The sequence below is a fragment of the Cupriavidus cauae genome, from assembly GCF_026210475.1.
Taxonomy (GTDB): domain Bacteria; phylum Pseudomonadota; class Gammaproteobacteria; order Burkholderiales; family Burkholderiaceae; genus Cupriavidus; species Cupriavidus cauae.
On the sequence record NZ_CP080293.1, the window covers coordinates 1,663,694 to 1,681,009 of the forward strand.

Consider the following 17,316-nt stretch of genomic DNA (forward strand, 5'->3'; position numbering starts at 1 on the left):
TGCCCATGACAGGCAGCGGGCCGCGATTGCGCCAGCCGGGTGAATCGACGCGGACGCGTCAGTCCAGGTCAGCCCACGTCAGTCCACCTTCGCGCCCGACGCCTTGACGATCTGCGCGTACTTCTTCAGCTCGCGCTGCACCAGCGCGCCGAACTGCTCGGGCGTGGTCGGCGCGGGCTGGGCGCCGATGCGCGCCATGCGCGCCTTCATCTCGTCGGTCTTCAGGATCGCGACGATCTCGCGATTGAGGCGGTCCACGATGTCGCGCGGCACGTTGGCCGGCGCGAACACGCCGAACCAGGTCGAGATGTCGAAGCTCTCCAGGCCCAGGCCCTTGCCCGCTTCGGCGATGGTCGGCAGCTCCGGCACGGCGCTGGCGCGCGCCGGCGTGGTCACGGCGAAGGCCTTGAGCTTGCCCGCCTTGATATTGGCGCTGGCCGAGGCCAGGTTGTCGAAGATCAGGTCGGTCTGTCCGGACAGCACCGACAGCTGGGCCGGCGCGGCGCCGTTGTAGGGGATATGGACCATGCTGACTTTCGCCAGGCTCTTGAACAGCTCGCCCGACAGATGACCGGCGCTGCCATTGCCGCCGGACGCGTAGTCGAGCTTGCCGGGGTTCTTGCGCGCATATTCGACCAGGTCGCGCACCGATTCGATATGCAGCTCGGCCGCCTTGCCCGGATGCATCACCAGCACGTTGGGCACGTCCGCGACCAGCGTGATCGGCGTGAAGTCCTTGATCGGGTCGTACGGCATCTTCGCGAACAGGGTCGGGTTGATCGCGTGCGTTGCCACCGCGCCCATCACGATGGTGTAGCCGTCGGCCGGTTGGCGCGCCACGTAGTCGGCGCCGAGGTTGCCGCCGGCGCCGGGCCGGTTCTCGATGACGACGGGCTGCCCGAGCGAGTCCTTGAGCTTGTCGCCGATCGCGCGCGCGACGGTGTCGAGCGGGCCACCGGCCGGATAGGGCACGACGAAGCGGATCGGCTTGCTCGGCCAGGCGGCGGCAGGCGGTTGCGCGGCCGCCGGGGCGGCAAACAGGGCGGCGCCGACGGACGCCACAAGGGCGGCCGCGCTCAGCGCGTTGGCGGCGAAGGTCTTGAACATGGTAGCCAGTCAGCAGGTTGGGAATCGGTGGGCGCGGCGGGTCCGCCGGCGCCTCGTATGGTCTTGGTGGTGTTGATGGTCTTCGTGACCCTGGTTGTCTTCGTGGTCCCGTGCTCGGCAGGGCGAGCGCCGGAACTCAGCCGCGGATACCCAGCCCGCGCGCCATCATCACGGCGCACAGGGGCAGCAGGATCAGCAGATGCGCTTCGACCATGACCCAGCGGCGCGCCGCCTTCAGTTCGGCGTCGGACGGCACGAAGCCGGCCTGGCCGGCGGCCTGCGCGCGCCAGCGGCGGAAGCGGAAGGTCGGCGGCAGCGAGCACAGCGCGATCAGCACGAACACCGTCATCTTGGCGTGGAACCACGGGTTGGGCAGGTAGAACTCGACGCCTTTGGCGCCATAGAACAGCCGCAGCAGGCCGGTGGCCAGCGCCGCCATCGCGGAGCCGAAGTACAGCAGATCGTAGATGCCGACCCGGCGCACCGCCGCCGGCGTGATGCCGGGCCGCAGCACCACGGCCTCGGCGACCAGGAAGGTGATCAGCGCGAAGATGGACAGGAAGTGGAGAAAAGCGAGCAAGGCATCGATCTGCATGGGTACTCCGGCTCGGTTCAGGGTGGGGAAGGGGTTGGGGAATCGGTGCGGGCGACGGCCGGCCCCTTGGCCGCCGCCTCGTCATTCATCGCAATACGTCGATCGACTTGTCGATCAACTCGCCGATCGATCCGTCGTTCTACTCGTCATTCCAAGCGTCATTCCAAGCGTCATTCCAGGCGTCATTCCAGGCGTCATTCCAGGCGACATCGGCCCGTCACAGCACGCCCTTGGCCCGCAGCTCGGCGATGCGCTCCGGCGTATAGCCGAGCATCTCGCCCAGCACCGCATCGGTGTGCTCGCCCAGCAGCGGCGGGTGGCGGACCGCCTGCGGCGGCGTGGCGCTCATCTTGATCGGGCTGCCGACCAGCTTGACCTCGCCCGCGCTCGGGTGCGGCAGGTCCACGCGCAGGCCGCGCGCCTTGACCTGGGCGTCCTCGAACACATCGTCCAGCGTATTGATCGGGCCGCACGGCACGCCGGCCGCCTCCAGATCGGCGATCCACTGCGCGCGCGTGCGCGGCTTGACCATCTCGGCCAGGATCGGCACCAGCGTGTCGCGGTTGGCCACGCGCTGCGGATTGGTGGCGAAGCGCGGATCGGCCGACAGCTCGGGCCGGCCGCCGGCCTCGACGAACTTGCGGAACTGCCCGTCGTTGCCGACTGCGACGATGATCCAGCCGTCGGCCGCCTGGAAGGTCTGGTACGGCACGATGTTCGGGTGCGCGTTGCCCCAGCGCTTCGGCGCGACGCCGCTGGCCAGGTAATTGGTGTTCATGTTGGCCAGCATGGCGACCTGCACGTCGAGCAGCGCCATGTCGATGTACTGGCCCTCGCCGGTGCGGTCGCGGTGCGCCAGCGCGGCCAGCACCGCGATGGTCGCGTACTGGCCGGTCATCAGGTCGGAGATCGCCACGCCGGCCTTCTGGGGGCCGCCGCCGGGCAGGTCGTCGCGCTCGCCGGTCAGGCTCATGAAGCCGCCCATGCCCTGGATGATGAAGTCGTAGCCGGGGCGGGCGGCGTAGGGGCCGGTCTGGCCGAAGCCGGTCACGGAGCAGTAGATCAGGTCAGGCTTGACCGCCTTCAGCGATTCATAGTCGAGCCCGTACTTCTTCAGCTGGCCGACCTTGTAGTTCTCCAGCACCACGTCGCTCTGCGCCGCCAGTTCGCGGACCAGCTGCTGCCCCTCGGGCGTGCTGATGTCGCAGGTCACCGAGCGCTTGTTGCGGTTGGCGGCGAGGTAGTAGGCCGCCTCGGCGGTGTCGCGGCCGGACTCGTCCTGCAGCCACGGCGGGCCCCAGGTGCGGGTGTCGTCGCCGGCGCCGGGCCGTTCGATCTTGATCACGTCGGCGCCGAAGTCGGCAAGGTTCTGGGCGCACCAGGGCCCGGCGAGCACGCGGGTCAGGTCGAGAACGCGGAGGTGGCTTAAAGCTCCCATGGGAATATCAGGCGGTATCGGTGAGGCGGCTGGACGGCGAATCGGGCAGGGCGGCGACATTGGCCGGCGGAACGGTCCCGCCGGACGGGCCCGCGGAACCGGGCCGGCAGCACGGGCCCTTGAAGCGGGCCGGTGAAGCGAGCCGGCGAGACGGGTCCGGCAAAACCAGAGGTCACCGGCGCGCAGGCGGGCGGGCCGCCGCCGGCCCGGACAGCCAGCACTGTACCACCGGCGGGTCGCCGGAGGCACATCCAGGGACCGCGGCAGCGGTGTCGCTTGCATGCCGCGCAGGCCGCCGGGGCGCGGCCGCAACCGCCGGTCCAGCCTGCCGTTGCGGCCGCGTTCCCCGTATAATCAACGGTTTGCAAATCCAATCCGACTGCGCCCTGCGATGTCCATGCGGGGACGCCTTGCCCCCAAACATGAAAGTCTCCGACATCCGCAGCAAGTTCCTGCAGTTCTTCGAATCGAAGGGCCATACCGTGGTCCGCTCGTCGAGCCTCGTGCCGGCCAACGATCCGACGCTGTTGTTCACCAACTCCGGCATGGTGCAGTTCAAGGACGTCTTCCTCGGCACCGACAAGCGGCCCTACTCGCGCGCGACCTCGTCGCAGCGTTCGGTGCGCGCCGGCGGCAAGCACAACGATCTGGAAAACGTCGGCTATACCGCGCGCCACCATACCTTCTTCGAGATGCTGGGCAACTTCTCGTTCGGCGACTACTTCAAGCGCGAGGCGATCCAGTACGCGTGGGAGCTGCTGACCAAGGTCTACAACCTGCCGGCCGAGAAGCTGTGGGTCACGGTCTATGCCGAGGACGACGAGGCCTATGACATCTGGGCCAGGGAAGTCGGCGTGCCGGTCGAGCGCATCGTGCGGATCGGCGACAACAAGGGCGCGCGCTATGCGTCCGACAACTTCTGGCAGATGGCCGACACCGGCCCCTGCGGCCCGTGCTCGGAAATCTTCTACGACCACGGTCCGGACGTGTGGGGCGGCCCGCCGGGATCGGCCGAAGAGGACGGCGACCGCTACATCGAGATCTGGAACCTGGTGTTCATGCAGTTCAACCGGGACGAGCAGGGCAACATGACGCCGCTGCCCAAGCCCTGCGTCGACACCGGCATGGGCCTGGAGCGCATCGCCGCGGTGCTGCAGCACGTGCACAGCAACTACGAGATCGACCTGTTCCAGGCGCTGATCCGCGCCGCCGCGCGCGAGACCGGCACCGACAATCTGGCCAACAACTCGCTGAAGGTCATCGCCGACCATATCCGTGCCTGCTCCTTCCTGATCGTCGACGGCGTGATTCCGGGCAACGAGGGTCGCGGCTACGTGCTGCGCCGGATCGTGCGCCGGGCGATCCGCCACGGCTACAAGCTGGGTCGCAAGACGCCGTTTTTCCACAAGATGGTGGCCGACCTGGTCGCGCAGATGGGCGAGGCCTATCCGGAGCTGGCCGAGGCCGAGCCGCGCGTGGTCGAGGTGCTCAAGGCCGAGGAAGAGCGGTTCTTCGAAACCATCGAGAACGGCATGAGCATTCTCGATGCGGCGCTGGCCGACCTGAAGGCCAAGGGCGGCAACATGCTGGACGGCGAGCTCGCGTTCAAGCTGCACGACACCTACGGCTTCCCGCTGGACCTGACGCAGGACGTCTGCCGCGAGCAGCAGGTCTCGGTCGACGAGGCCGCCTTCGACGCCGCGATGACGCGCCAGCGCGAGCAGGCCCGCGCCGCCGGCAAGTTCAAGATGGCCGCCGGCCTCGAATACACCGGCGCCAAGACGACCTTCCACGGCTACGAGAAGCTGGCGCTCAACGACGCCAAGGTGGTCGCGCTGTATGTCGACGGCGCCTCGGTCGATGTCATGCAACCGGGCCAGACCGGCGTGGTGGTGCTCGACCACACGCCGTTCTACGCCGAGTCGGGTGGCCAGGCGGGCGACCAGGGCGAACTGAAGGCCGGCGCCGCGGTGTTCGCGGTGGCCGATACGACCAAGGTCCAGGCCGATGTGTTCGGCCATCAGGGCACGCTCGGCGGCGCCGCGCTGAAGGTCGGCGACACCGTGACGGCCGAGGTGGACGCCCTGCGCCGCGCGCGCACGATGCGCAACCACTCGGCCACCCACCTGATGCACAAGGCGCTGCGCGAAGTGCTGGGCAGCCACGTGCAGCAGAAGGGCTCGCTGGTCGACGCCGACAAGACCCGCTTCGACTTCTCGCACAACGCACCGCTGACCGCGGCGCAGATCCGCGAGGTCGAGGAGATCGTCAACGCCGAGATCCTGCGCAACGAGGCCACCGGCGCCGAGCTGATGCCGTTCGACGATGCCGTCAAGAGCGGCGCGATGGCGCTGTTCGGCGAGAAGTACGCCGACGAGGTGCGCGTGCTGTCGATCGGCAGCTCGAAGGAGCTGTGCGGCGGCACCCACGTGGCCCGCACCGGCGATATCGGCCTGTTCAAGATCGTGGTCGAAGGCGGCGTCGCGGCCGGCATCCGCCGGGTCGAGGCGATCACCGGCGACAACGCGCTGCACTATCTGCAGTCGCTCGATTCGCGCCTGAACGAGGCCGCGGCCGCGCTGAAGGCGCAGCCGAGCGAGCTGGTGCCGCGCATCGGCCAGATGCAGGACCAGGTGCGCGCGCTGGAGAAGGAGCTGGAGCGCCTGAAGAGCAAGCTGGCCGCGTCGCAGGGCGACGAGCTGGCCAGCCAGGCGATCGAGATCAAGGGTCTGAAGGTGCTGGCGGCCCAGCTCGAAGGCGCCGACGTCAAGACGCTGCGCGAGACGATGGACAAGCTCAAGGACAAGCTCAAGAGCGCGGCGATCGTGCTCGGCGCGGTGCAGGACGGCAAGGTCAGCCTGATCGCCGGCGTCACCGCCGACGCGACCGGCAAGGTCAAGGCCGGCGAGCTGGTCAACTTCGTCGCCCAGCAGGTCGGCGGCAAGGGCGGCGGCCGCCCGGACATGGCCCAGGCCGGCGGCACCGAACCGGCGAAGCTGCCGGCGGCGCTGGCGGGCGTGGGCGAGTGGGTGGCGGCGAAGGTTTGAGGGTTCGCTTGCCGCGCCAGCACGCACACCGCGATGGCTGGCTCCCCTCTCCCACCTCAGGGAGAGGGGCTGGGGGAGAGGGTATAGGTATAGGGCGTCGGCAAGCGCTGACGGCGTTGGGCAGAACAGCTTGCCTTTCCCTCTCCCCCGATCCTGTCCCGCACACGGGGGAAGGGGAACACCTGGCTAGCCAGCCCCGCCACCTTCCGCCGTCTTTGCATACGGCGTCCTGTCGTTCAATTCATCCAGATACGCATCGATGCCCGCGCGCTCGCGTGCGAGAAAGCGTTCGACCGCATCGGCGAAGGCCGGGTGCGCGAGCCAGTGGGCCGAGCGCGTGGCGACCGGCAGGAAGCCGCGCGCCATCTTGTGTTCGCCCTGCGCGCCGCCCTCGAAGGTGCGGATCCCGTGTTCGATGCAGAAGGCCAGCGGCTGGTAGTACGCGGTCTCGAAATGCAGGCAGGGATGGTGTTCGAGCGCGCCCCAATAGCGGCCGTACAGCGTGCTGACCGCGGGATCGTCGTCATAGACGAGCAGCGAGGCGGCGATGTCGCGCCCGTCGCGCCGCGCGATCACCAGCAGCAGATGCTCGGGCATCGCCGCGCCGATGCGCTCGAAGAAATCCAGGTTCAGATATGGCGTCGATCGATGCTCGCGATAGGTCTGCCGATAGCAGCGATGGAACAGCCGCCAGTCGTCGGGGCCGATCTCCGTGCCGCGCAGATGGCGGAACGCGATGCCGGCCTCGGCGACGCGGCGCCGTTCGGCGCGGATGTTCTTGCGCTTCTTCTGCGAAAGCGTGGCGAGAAACGCGTCGAAGTCCGGATAGCCGGGATTGGTCCAGTGGAACTGCACGCCGTGGCGCATCATCATGCCGGCTTGCTGCATCAGCGCGGCCTCCGCCTCGTCGGGGAACAGCACATGCAGTGAGGACAGCTGGCTCTGCTCGGCCAGCGTCAGCGCGACCTGCAGCAACAGCTCGCGCGACACCGCGTTCTCGGCCAGCAGGCGCGTGCCCTGCACCGGCGTGAACGGAATCGCCGACAGCCACTTGGGGTAGTACTCCAGGCCGTTCTGCGCATAGGCATCGGCCCAGGCCCAGTCGAACACATACTCGCCGTACGAGTGCGCCTTGACGTAGAGCGGCATCGCGGCGGCCAGGCGCTCGCCATGGGCGACGTCCCCGCCGTCCTTCCACAAGGTCAGATAGCGCGGGCTCCAGCCGGTGTCGTCGCTGGCGCTGCCGCTCGCATGCAGCGCATGCAGGAAGGCATGGCGCAGGAAAGGCGTGCGGCCGGGCTGCCGCGCCAGCAGGCCGTCCCATTCGGCCGGCGCGATGTCGGCCAGGTTCTCGACGATACGCGTGCGATAATTCTCGGGTCGCTCCGCCTGCATGGCGGCGCTGCCTGCGTGGGATGGCATGGACTTGCTTGCTTTCACGGTGTGCCTTGCCGAGGTCCGCGGGACCGGCGGCTGGAAAGTAGATGCGGGTGGATGCGGGGCGGATGCCGACGTCGCATTATCGCCCGTGGCCGCGAATTGCATCTGTCCGGCCTGTCCGGCCTGTCCGGCGCCATGCCGGCCCTGCGCACAACAAGGGTGTTCGAGATGAGCCGATTCTTCAATCTGTATTCCCATGGCTTCGTGCGCGTGGCGGTCGGCGTGCCGCGCTGCAAGGTCGCCGATCCCGACTTCAACGCACAGCAGACGATCGCGCTGGCCCGCGAGGCGGCCGACGCCGGGGCCGCGCTGGTGGCCTTCCCGGAGCTGGGTTTGTCGGCCTACAGTTGCGACGACCTGTTCCACCAGAAGACCCTGCTCGACGCCTGCGGGCGCGCCCTCGGCGAGATCGTCGAGGCCTCGCGCACGCTGCCGTGCGCGCTGGTGGTCGGCATGCCGCTGCGCGTCCAGCATCTGCTGTTCAACTGCGCGGTCGTGGTCGCCGGCGGCCAGCTGCGCGGCGTGGTGCCCAAGAGCTTTCTGCCGAACTACTGGGAGTTCTACGAGGCGCGCCAGTTCAGCGCGGCCGACTGCGCCACGGTCGAGCAGATCGACCTGCTCGGGCAGAGCGTGCCGTTCGGCGCCGGGCTGCTGTTCGAGATCGAGAACATCCCGCTGTTTCGTTTCCATGTCGAGATCTGCGAGGACGTCTGGGTACCGATCCCCCCGTCGTCGTTCGCCTCGCTGGCCGGCGCCACGGTGCTGGTCAATCTGTCGGCATCGAATATCGTGATCGGCAAGTCCGGCTACCGCCATCAGTTGGTGTCGCAGCAATCGGCCCGTTGCCTGGCGGCCTATCTGTACAGCTCGGCCGGCAAGGGCGAATCGACCACCGACCTGGCCTGGGACGGCCAGGCGCTGGTCTACGAGAACGGCGAACTGCTGGCCGAATCGGAGCGCTTCGCCGACGACTCGCACATGATCTTCGCCGACGTCGATCTGGAGCGGCTCTCGCGCGAGCGCATGCACATGACCACGTTCGGCGACTCGGTGCGCCGCCATGCCGGCGAGGTGGCGAAGTTCCGCACGGTCGGCTTCGTTCTCGGCGTCGACGAGGACCGCAATCTGCCGCTGCAACGCCGCGTCGAGCGCTTCCCCTATGTGCCGGCCGACCGCAGGCGGCGCGACGAACGCTGCAACGAGGTCTACCAGATCCAGGTGCAGGCGCTGGTGCAGCGGCTGTCGGCCACCGGCATCTCCAAGGTGGTGATCGGCGTGTCCGGCGGTCTCGATTCGACGCATGCGCTGCTGGTCTGCGCCAAGGCGATGGACCGGCTGGGCCTGCCGCGCGCCAATATCCTCGGCTTCACGATGCCTGGCTTTGCCACCAGCGACCGCACGCTGCAGCAGGCCAGGCGGCTGATGGAAGTGGTCGGCTGCACCGCGCGCGAGATCGACATCCGGCCGAGCTGCCTGGCGATGCTCAAGGACCTCGGCCACCCGTTCGCCGACGGCAAGCCGGTCTACGACGTGACCTTCGAGAACGTGCAGGCCGGCGAGCGCACCAACCACCTGTTCCGGCTGGCCAACCACCACAACGGCATCGTGATCGGCACCGGCGACCTCAGCGAGCTGGCGCTGGGCTGGTGCACCTATGGCGTCGGCGACCACATGTCGCATTACAACGTCAATGCCAGCGTGCCGAAGACGCTGATCTCGCATCTGGTGCGCTGGGTCGCCGAAACGGGCCAGATCGGTGCGGGCGGCACCGAGGTGCTGCTCGACGTGCTGGGCACCGATATCAGCCCCGAACTGGTGCCGGGCGATTCGAACGACAAGCCGGGCCAGAAGACCGAGAGCGTGATCGGGCCCTACGAGCTGCAGGATTTCAACCTGTACTACACGCTGCGCTTCGGCTTCACGCCGTCGAAGGTGGCCTACCTGGCGCTGCACGCCTGGGGCGACCGCGAGGCAGGGCAGTGGCCCGAGGAGGCCCATGTCGCGCGCAACCAGTACGAACTGGCCGACATCAAGCGCAACCTGCGCATCTTCCTGGATCGCTTCTTCCGCACCAGCCAGTTCAAGCGCTCGTGCGTTCCGAACGCGCCGAAGGTGGGCTCGGGCGGTTCGCTGTCGCCGCGCGGCGACTGGCGCGCGCCCAGCGACAGCGAGTCGACCGCGTGGCTGGCCGAACTGGACCGCATTCCGGACACCGCGCCTGCGCGCAACGGCGTCGGCAACAGCAGCAGCAACGGCAGCAACGGCAACCGCAACGGCAAGGCGGCCGCGAAGGCCGGCAATCGACACGACAAGGGGTGATCCCCAGCCCGCTTTGGCGCGCCATCGCGCCGCGCGGGCTAGAATCTTGCATCAATCAATCACGACAGAAAGGGGGCCGACATGAAGCAAATTACCGCCATCATCAAACCGTTCAAGCTGGACGAAGTGCGTGAGGCGCTGGCCGACGTGGGCGTGACCGGCCTGACGGTCACCGAAGTCAAGGGTTTCGGCCGGCAGAAGGGCCACACCGAGCTGTATCGCGGCGCCGAGTATGTGGTCGACTTCCTGCCGAAGATCAAGATCGAGGTGGTCGTGGCCGAGAGCCAGCTCGATACCGTGCTGGACGCGATCGTCAAGGCGGCCCACACCGGCAAGATCGGCGACGGCAAGATCTTCGTCACCGAGATCGAACGCGTGATCCGGATCCGGACCGGCGAGCAGGACGAAGCGGCGGTGTAAGGCGGGAAGACTGGCTGCCTCGATGGGCTTCTCCCTCTCCCGCTGGCGGGAGGGGCGGGAAGAGGGCCGGAAGAGAGACCCGGCAGAGGGGTCCGGAAGAGAGGTCCGGGACAGGGCAGCGAGGTCAGCGTTCGATCAGGCGCGCCAGTCGGCCATCACGCATACGGCTGGCGCAGCAGCACCATCAAGGCCCCCGAGCCGCCCTCGGCGCCACGCGCCTCCACGAAGGCCAGCACTTCCTCCTTCTGCACCAGCCAGCTGCGCACCTTGCCCTTGAGCACCGGTTGCTTGTCGGGCGAGCCGTTGCCCTTGCCGTGGATCACGCGCACGCAACGCACGCCGCGCCGCACGCACCGCCGCAGGAATTCGGCCAGCGCCTCGCGCGCCTCGTCGCGGCGCAGTCCGTGCAGATCGATCCGGTCCTGCGGCACCCATTCGCCGCGCCGCAGCTTGCGAATCACGTCGTTGCCGATGCCGGGACGGCGGAACGACAGCGTGTCGTCGGTCTCCAGCAGGTTTTCCACATCGAACTGATCCGACAGCGAGGCCGCCAGCACCGCCTGGTCGTCGAGCTGGCTTTGCACCGGTACCGGCTCGGGCCGCCTGGCCGGCGGCGTCACGCGGTTGCGATCGCGCAATGTCTGGACATTGCCGATGCTGTTGCGGAACACATTGGCTTCGGCGGCCGCCTGGCGCGCGGCTTCCTCGGCGGCGAGGCGCTCGGCCTCGCGGCGCTCGGCATCGGCCTTCATCTGGTCGCGCAGGCGTGCCAGATCGTCGAGGCCAAGGCGGGTACGGGCGGGAGTGGGAGAAGAACCGGCAAGGCGGCCGGATTTGCTGGCACCGTGCTTCATGATGGGAAAAGCGGCACCGCCGCGGAGCAGCGGGCAAGACCGTGGAACCGGCAAGGTAACACGATCCGGCGCCGCGGGTGGCCCGCCTCGCGGCGAGCCGGAACGACCTTACTTCAGCGCTTCGACGTAGCGCTGCGCGTCGAGCGCGGCCATGCAGCCGGTGCCGGCGCTGGTGATGGCCTGGCGATAGACGTGGTCCTGGACGTCGCCGGCGGCGAACACGCCCGGGATGTTGGTGGCCGTGGCGTCGCCCGACAGGCCGCTCTTGGTCACGATATAGCCGTTGTTCATCTCGAGCTGGCCGACGAACAGGTCGGTGTTCGGCTTGTGGCCGATCGCGACGAACACGCCCGCGAGCTTGCGGTCCTCGGTGGCGCCGCTCTGCACATTGCGGATGCGCACGCCGGTCACGCCCGATTCGTCGCCCAGCACCTCGTCCAGCACGGTGTTCCACACGATCTCGACGCGGCCTTCCTTCTCGCGCGCCAGCAGGCGGTCGACCAGGATCGGCTCGGCGCGGAACTTGTCGCGGCGATGGATCACGGTGACCTTGCTGGCGATATGCGACAGGTACAGGGCCTCTTCGACCGCGGTATTGCCGCCGCCGATCACCGCCACTTCCTGGTTCTTGTAGAAGAAGCCGTCGCAGGTCGCGCAGGCCGACACGCCGCGGCCCATGAAATTCTCTTCGGACGGCAGGCCGAGGTACTGCGCCGAGGCGCCGGTGGCGATGATCAGCGCGTCGCAGGTGTACTCGCCGGCGTCGCCGATCAGGCGGATCGGACGCTCGGTCAGCTTGGCCGTATGGATGTGGTCGAACACGATTTCCGTGTTGAAGCGCTCGGCATGCTCCAGAAAGCGCTGCATCAGCTCGGGGCCCTGCACGCCGTTCGGATCGGCGGGCCAGTTCTCCACGTCGGTGGTCGTCATCAGCTGGCCGCCCTGGGCCAGGCCGGTGATCAGCACCGGCTCCAGGTTGGCGCGCGCCGCGTAGACGGCGGCGGTGTAGCCGGCGGGACCGGAACCGAGAATCAGCACTTTCGCGTGTTTGGCCATGATGCGTTCCTGTGGCCGGCGTGCGCGGCGCGCCGGCATGGGTAATCGAAAACCCGCATTATAAGTGGACCGGCGTGGGCGCATTGTTGCAAATTCCAATGGCGGCGATAGCCTGCGGGGGAGGTAAAATGCCGCCACCGCAATTCCGTACGGCGCCGTGCCGCGCCGCGATCCGTACCCACGCATGGCCAGAACCACCACGACCACCCGCACCGATCCCTCCGTCCTGCCTTCCCGCATCGGCAAGCTGTTGGGAGAAGTGCGCTGGTTCCTGCTGCTGGCCGCGACGCTGGCCTTCCTGTGCATCCTGGCCAGCTACAGCAAGGCCGATCCGGGCTGGTCGCACGCCAATCAGGTGGCGCAGATCCATAACCTGGGCGGCCGCGTCGGCGCCTGGATGGCCGACGTGCTGTTCTTCATCTTCGGCTTCTCGGCCTACTGGCTCGGCGTGCTGCTGGTGCGCCGCTGCTGGCGCGGCTGGCGCGTGCTGACCGCCGAGTTCCCCGACCAGGTCGGCGAGGCACGCCAGGGCGTGGTGGTCAGCTGGATCGGCTTCGGCCTGACGCTGGCCGCCAGCATGGGTCTGGAGGCGGTGCGCATGTATCCGCTGCGCGAGGCCCTGCCCCGCGCCCCCGGCGGCGTGCTGGGCGATCTGCTGGGCGGCTGGCTGCAGACCGCGCTGGGCTTTACCGGCGCCACGCTGCTGTTGCTGTTGATGCTCGCGATCGGCCTGTCGCTGTTCTTCCATTTCTCGTGGCTGTCGGTCTGCGAGAAGGTCGGCGGCTTCGTCGAGACCGCCTTCCTCGGCTTCAAGGCGCGCCGCGAAAGCAAGCAGGACCGCATCATCGGCGAGGCCGCCAAGGTTGAGCGCACCGAGACCGTCGAGGTCCAGCGCGTGCGCATCGAGGAGGCGGCGCCGGTGCAGATCGTGCGCCCGCAGGCGGTGCCCAAGCACGAGCGCGTCGAGCGCGAGAAGCAGCAGCCGCTGTTCGCCGACCTGCAGGATGCCGACCTGCCGCCGCTGTCGCTGCTGGACCCGGTGCCGGTGTCGCAGGAGACCGTCAGCGCCGAGACGCTGGAATTCACCTCGCGCCTGATCGAGAAGAAGCTCAAGGACTTCGGCGTCGAGGTCAAGGTCGTGGCCGCCTATCCGGGCCCGGTGATCACCCGCTACGAGATCGAGCCGGCCACCGGCGTCAAGGGCAGCCAGATCGTCAACCTCGCCAAGGACCTGGCGCGCTCGCTGTCGCTGGTGTCGATTCGCGTGGTCGAGACCATCCCGGGCAAGAACTACATGGGCCTGGAACTGCCGAATCCGAAGCGCCAGGCGGTGCGCCTGGGCGAGATCCTGGGCTCGCAGGTCTACAACGAGAGTGCTTCGCAGCTGACGCTGGCGCTTGGCAAGGACATCGCCGGCAAGCCGGTGGTCGCCGACCTGGCCCGCATGCCGCACTGTCTGGTCGCCGGTACCACGGGCTCGGGCAAGTCGGTCGGCATCAACGCGATGATCCTGTCGCTGCTGTACAAGGCCAAGGCCGACAGCGTGCGGCTGATCCTGATCGACCCGAAGATGCTGGAAATGAGCATCTACGAGGGCATCCCCCATCTGCTGTGTCCGGTGGTCACCGACATGCGCCAGGCCGGCAATGCGCTGAACTGGGCGGTCGGCGAAATGGAGCGCCGCTACAAGCTGATGAGCAAGATGGGCGTGCGCAATCTGGCCGGCTACAACAAGAAGATCGACGAGGCCGCGGCGCGCGAGGAAAAGATCCCGAACCCGTTCAGCCTGACGCCGGATGCGCCGGAACCGCTGGACAAGCTGCCGATGATCGTGATCGTGATCGACGAGCTGGCCGACCTGATGATGGTGGTCGGCAAGAAGGTCGAGGAGCTGATCGCGCGGATCGCGCAGAAGGCGCGCGCGGCCGGCATCCATCTGGTGCTGGCGACGCAGCGTCCCTCGGTCGACGTGATCACCGGCCTGATCAAGGCCAACGTGCCGACCCGGATCTCGTTCCAGGTCAGCAGCAAGATCGACTCGCGCACGATCCTGGACCAGCAGGGCGCCGAGGCACTGCTCGGCATGGGCGACATGCTGTACCTCGCGCCGGGCACCGGCCTGCCGGTGCGCGTGCACGGCGCCTTCGTCTCGGACGACGAGGTGCACCGCGTGGTCGACAAGCTGAAGGAAGCCGGCGAGCCGAACTATATCGAGGGCATTCTCGAGGGCGGCCTGGTCGACGGCGAGATCGGTGTCGACGGGCTGGGCGGCGGTGCCGGCATCGGCGGTGGCGGCGAGGCCGACCCGCTGTACGACCAGGCGGTCGAGGTCGTGCTGAAGAATCGCCGTGCGTCGATTTCGCTGGTGCAGCGCCATCTGCGCATCGGCTACAACCGGGCCGCGCGCCTGCTCGAGGACATGGAGAAGGCCGGCCTGGTGTCGGCGATGTCCGGCAACGGCAACCGCGACATCCTGGCACCCGGCGGCGGCGCCGCCGCGCGCGAGGAGTAGCGCGCCGGCCGGCGGGTAATATGCCGTTACGCCTGTCACGCTTGCTGACGGCCGCGGACGGAATCCACCGCCGGTCCCTCGCTCTAACCGACACATCATGCGGACAGGCCACGGCGCACGCGACGCTTCCGCGCCCGTGAACCGTAGGTCGGAAGTCGCAAGTCGTCCCGCATCAACGCGAATCAAAGCGAATCGTCGCGATTCACCAACACAAGGATCGATTGCATGCCAAATCGCGTACTGGCGTCCGCCCTTGCCACCATCGGCACCGCCGCCACCCTGGCATGGGCCACGCTGGCCCCGGCCACCGCGCAAGCCGCCGCCACCGATCAGTTGAAGACCTTCGTCACCACCGTCAAGAGCGCCCGCGGCGAATTCACGCAGCGCCAGGTCAAGGGCACCGGCGAGGCGATGCGCGTCACCGGCACCTCGAGCGGCACCTTCGTCTTCTCCCGCCCCGGCAAGTTCGCCTGGCGCTATACCAAGCCCTACGAGCAACTGCTGCAGGCCGACGGCCAGACGCTCTACATCTACGACAAGGACCTGAACCAGGTCACCGAGCGCAAGCTCGACGCCGCGCTGGGCTCGAGCCCGGCGGCGATCCTGTTCGGCAGCAACGACCTGGAGAAGAGCTTCGTCGTCAAGGACGGCCCCACCCGCGACGGCATCGAATGGCTGGAGCTGACGCCCAAGGCCAAGGACACGCAGTTCGAGCGGATCGGCATCGGCTTCAAGGCCGGCAATCTCGAAGCGATGGAATTGCGCGACGCCTTCGGCAACACCACGCTGCTGACCTTCTCGGCGATGCAGAAGAACCCGTCGCTGCCTGCCGACACCTTCCGCTTCAGCGTCCCCAAGGGCGCCGACGTGATCCGCCAATGAGGCCCGCCACCTTGCGTCGCGCGGCCCTGGTGCCGGCGCTGGCCGCGCTGCTGACGCTGGGCGCCTGCGCCGGCGGCAAGACCGCGGGCGCCAGCCGGCAGTTCGATATCGACGCCTTTCTGCGCGCCCCCGACACCACGCTGGCCGAGGTGCTGACCAACCCCGATTTCCTCGCCGCCACGGCCGCCTCCGCGCGCGACTGCGCGACCATGCTGCAGTCCGAGCGCAGCGGCGTGCTGGAGGAGTTGCCGGGCGCGGCGCGCGGCGACGCCTGGCTGCTGCGGCCGACCGGCCAGCCGGGCCGGGTCTGGCTGGTGACCCAGCGGCGCGGCGGGGAACGTGGCTGCCACGGTCCGCTGCCGGCCGATGCGGTCGGCGCGTTGGTATCTCGCGCCAGCGGCTGAGCCGTGAGCATGCCGGGGCGGGCCATTCCGGCCTGGTGATATTCCCGCCCGTGGACGCCCCTGTCGCGGCCGTTCCACGCGGGGAAACCGACATTGACGCCGAAAACGGGAATCATTATTGTTTGCGCTCGCCCGCCGGCATTCGGCCAGCGGCGCAACCGCAAAGCCCGGAGGAGTCCATGTACGTGTTTCGTCGTCTGCTGCCCGCGGCGGCAGCTCTCACCATGGCGGCCAGCGCCGCGTCGATTCCCCTGGCCGCGATGGCCCAGGGCTCTCAGGAAAAGGTGCTGAACCTCTATACGGCCCGGCACTACCAGACCGACGAGGCGCTGTACAGCAACTTCACCAAACAGACCGGCATCAAGATCAATCGCATCGAGGGGCAGGAAGACCCGCTGCTCGAGCGGATCAAGAGCGAGGGCGCCAACAGCCCCGCCGACGTCTTCATCACCGTCGATATCGGCCGCCTGTGGCGTGCCCAGCAGGCCGGCGTGTTCGCGCCGGTCAAGTCGAAGGTGCTCGAGTCGCGCATCCCCGCCAACTTCCGCGATCCCAACGGCGAATGGTTCGGCTTCTCGGCGCGCGCCCGCGTGATCGCCTACAACAAGGACACCGTCAAGCCGGGCGACATCAAGACCTACGAGGACCTGGCCGACCCGAAGTGGAAGGGCAAGCTGTGCACGCGCTCCAGCGGCCACGTCTACAACCTGTCGCTGATCTCCAGCCTGATCGCGCATGACGGCGAAGCGAAGACCGAGCGCTGGGCGCAGGGCGTGGTGGCCAATCTGGCGCGCACGCCCAAGGGCGGCGACACCGACCAGCTCAAGGCCGTGGCCGCCGGCGAATGCGATCTGGCGATCTCGAACACCTACTACATCGCGCGCCTGCTGAAGTCGACCAAGCCCGAGGACAAGGCGGTCGCGGACAAGCTCGGCGTGGTCTGGCCGAACCAGGACAGCCAGGGCGTGCACATGAACATCTCGGGCGGCGGCATGCTCAAGCACGCGCCGAACAAGGAGTCGGCGGTCAAGTTCCTGGAGTACCTGGCCAGCGACGAGGCTCAGGCCTACTTCGCCAACGGCAACAACGAATGGCCGGTGGTGCCGAGCGTCAAGGTCGCCAACCCGGCGCTGGAAGCGCTGGGCAGCTTCAAGGCGGACCGCATCAACGTGGCCGAGCTCGGCAAGTATCAGCCGGTTGCGCAGAAGCTGGCGGACAAGGCCGGCTTCAAGTAAGCGCCGG

At 68.1% G+C, this 17,316-nt stretch carries 13 protein-coding genes; 7 read left to right on the forward strand and 6 right to left on the reverse strand.

The genetic code is table 11. The features are described from left to right. Positions 1-78 precede the first annotated feature (78 nt). From KZ686_RS07455 to KZ686_RS07465, 3 genes are all read right to left on the reverse strand, one after another. The gene (locus tag KZ686_RS07455) at positions 79-1,107 is read right to left on the reverse strand and encodes a Bug family tripartite tricarboxylate transporter substrate binding protein (protein ID WP_149317837.1); all 1,029 of its coding nucleotides are present in this window, start codon (positions 1,105-1,107) and stop codon (positions 79-81) included. Between the two features lie 136 nt (positions 1,108-1,243). Then, the gene (locus tag KZ686_RS07460) at positions 1,244-1,702 is read right to left on the reverse strand and encodes a DUF2214 family protein (RefSeq protein ID WP_149317838.1); all 459 of its coding nucleotides are present in this window, start codon (positions 1,700-1,702) and stop codon (positions 1,244-1,246) included. Positions 1,703-1,919: 217 nt separating this feature from the next. Next, positions 1,920-3,140 carry a CaiB/BaiF CoA transferase family protein gene (locus KZ686_RS07465; RefSeq protein WP_149317839.1) on the reverse strand — a complete coding sequence of 407 codons (1,221 nt, stop codon included), beginning with the start codon at positions 3,138-3,140 and terminating at the stop codon, positions 1,920-1,922. 422 nt (positions 3,141-3,562) lie between these two features. Here KZ686_RS07465 and alaS point away from each other — a divergent pair, with 422 nt between their 5' ends. After that, entirely contained in the window at positions 3,563-6,187 is a 2,625-nt protein-coding gene (gene alaS, locus KZ686_RS07470; RefSeq protein ID WP_265633354.1) for an alanine--tRNA ligase, read from the forward strand. A gap of 186 nt (positions 6,188-6,373) precedes the next feature. Here alaS and KZ686_RS07475 read toward each other — a convergent pair whose 3' ends face one another. Beyond that, positions 6,374-7,609 (reverse strand): GNAT family N-acetyltransferase, encoded by a 1,236-nt coding sequence (locus KZ686_RS07475; RefSeq protein WP_265633355.1) that lies wholly within the window; start codon positions 7,607-7,609, stop codon positions 6,374-6,376. A gap of 186 nt (positions 7,610-7,795) precedes the next feature. Here KZ686_RS07475 and KZ686_RS07480 point away from each other — a divergent pair, with 186 nt between their 5' ends. After that, complete coding sequence (locus KZ686_RS07480; RefSeq protein WP_265633356.1) at positions 7,796-9,946, forward strand: NAD(+) synthase; 2,151 nt, start codon at positions 7,796-7,798, stop codon at positions 9,944-9,946. An 81-nt stretch (positions 9,947-10,027) separates the two neighbouring features. Next, positions 10,028-10,366: a P-II family nitrogen regulator gene (glnK, locus tag KZ686_RS07485; protein WP_006578394.1), complete on the forward strand. Its 339-nt coding sequence runs from the start codon at positions 10,028-10,030 to the stop codon at positions 10,364-10,366. Between the two features lie 155 nt (positions 10,367-10,521). On the opposite strand, the gene KZ686_RS07490 is transcribed toward glnK, so the two are convergent. Together KZ686_RS07490 and trxB are read right to left on the reverse strand one after the other, a co-directional pair. Further along, a complete protein-coding gene (locus tag KZ686_RS07490) occupies positions 10,522-11,220 on the reverse strand; it encodes a Smr/MutS family protein (protein WP_407648522.1) in 699 nt (232 codons plus the stop codon). A gap of 108 nt (positions 11,221-11,328) precedes the next feature. Continuing rightward, positions 11,329-12,276 (reverse strand): thioredoxin-disulfide reductase, encoded by a 948-nt coding sequence (gene trxB, locus KZ686_RS07495; RefSeq protein ID WP_149317842.1) that lies wholly within the window; start codon positions 12,274-12,276, stop codon positions 11,329-11,331. A gap of 184 nt (positions 12,277-12,460) precedes the next feature. Here trxB and KZ686_RS07500 point away from each other — a divergent pair, with 184 nt between their 5' ends. The 4 genes from KZ686_RS07500 to KZ686_RS07515 all read left to right on the forward strand — a co-directional run bounded on the left by KZ686_RS07500 (position 12,461) and on the right by KZ686_RS07515 (position 17,309). After that, positions 12,461-14,788 (forward strand): DNA translocase FtsK, encoded by a 2,328-nt coding sequence (locus KZ686_RS07500; RefSeq protein ID WP_149317843.1) that lies wholly within the window; start codon positions 12,461-12,463, stop codon positions 14,786-14,788. 225 nt (positions 14,789-15,013) lie between these two features. Further along, positions 15,014-15,670, forward strand: coding sequence for an outer membrane lipoprotein chaperone LolA (gene lolA, locus KZ686_RS07505; RefSeq protein WP_150084206.1), 657 nt, complete (start codon positions 15,014-15,016; stop codon positions 15,668-15,670). After that, on the forward strand, positions 15,667-16,074 hold the full coding sequence (locus KZ686_RS07510) for a hypothetical protein (RefSeq protein ID WP_150084205.1): 408 nt from the start codon (positions 15,667-15,669) through the stop codon (positions 16,072-16,074). Before lolA ends, KZ686_RS07510 begins: the two co-directional genes overlap by 4 nt. 179 nt (positions 16,075-16,253) lie before the next feature. Then, complete coding sequence (locus tag KZ686_RS07515) at positions 16,254-17,309, forward strand: Fe(3+) ABC transporter substrate-binding protein (RefSeq protein ID WP_149317846.1); 1,056 nt, start codon at positions 16,254-16,256, stop codon at positions 17,307-17,309. Positions 17,310-17,316 lie beyond the last annotated feature (7 nt).

Excerpts from the sequence above, each read along its gene's own strand:
- KZ686_RS07455 (WP_149317837.1), bottom strand. The coding sequence starts at position 1,107 with ATGTTCAAGACCTTCGCCGCCAACGCGCTGAGCGCGGCCGCCCTTGTG.
- KZ686_RS07460 (WP_149317838.1), bottom strand. The coding sequence starts at position 1,702 with ATGCAGATCGATGCCTTGCTCGCTTTTCTCCACTTCCTGTCCATCTTC.
- KZ686_RS07465 (WP_149317839.1), bottom strand. The coding sequence starts at position 3,140 with ATGGGAGCTTTAAGCCACCTCCGCGTTCTCGACCTGACCCGCGTGCTC.
- alaS (WP_265633354.1), top strand. The coding sequence starts at position 3,563 with ATGAAAGTCTCCGACATCCGCAGCAAGTTCCTGCAGTTCTTCGAATCG.
- KZ686_RS07475 (WP_265633355.1), bottom strand. The coding sequence starts at position 7,609 with ATGCCATCCCACGCAGGCAGCGCCGCCATGCAGGCGGAGCGACCCGAG.
- KZ686_RS07480 (WP_265633356.1), top strand. The coding sequence starts at position 7,796 with ATGAGCCGATTCTTCAATCTGTATTCCCATGGCTTCGTGCGCGTGGCG.
- glnK (WP_006578394.1), top strand. The coding sequence starts at position 10,028 with ATGAAGCAAATTACCGCCATCATCAAACCGTTCAAGCTGGACGAAGTG.
- KZ686_RS07490 (WP_407648522.1), bottom strand. The coding sequence starts at position 11,220 with ATGAAGCACGGTGCCAGCAAATCCGGCCGCCTTGCCGGTTCTTCTCCC.
- trxB (WP_149317842.1), bottom strand. The coding sequence starts at position 12,276 with ATGGCCAAACACGCGAAAGTGCTGATTCTCGGTTCCGGTCCCGCCGGC.
- KZ686_RS07500 (WP_149317843.1), top strand. The coding sequence starts at position 12,461 with ATGGCCAGAACCACCACGACCACCCGCACCGATCCCTCCGTCCTGCCT.
- lolA (WP_150084206.1), top strand. The coding sequence starts at position 15,014 with ATGCCAAATCGCGTACTGGCGTCCGCCCTTGCCACCATCGGCACCGCC.
- KZ686_RS07510 (WP_150084205.1), top strand. The coding sequence starts at position 15,667 with ATGAGGCCCGCCACCTTGCGTCGCGCGGCCCTGGTGCCGGCGCTGGCC.
- KZ686_RS07515 (WP_149317846.1), top strand. The coding sequence starts at position 16,254 with ATGTACGTGTTTCGTCGTCTGCTGCCCGCGGCGGCAGCTCTCACCATG.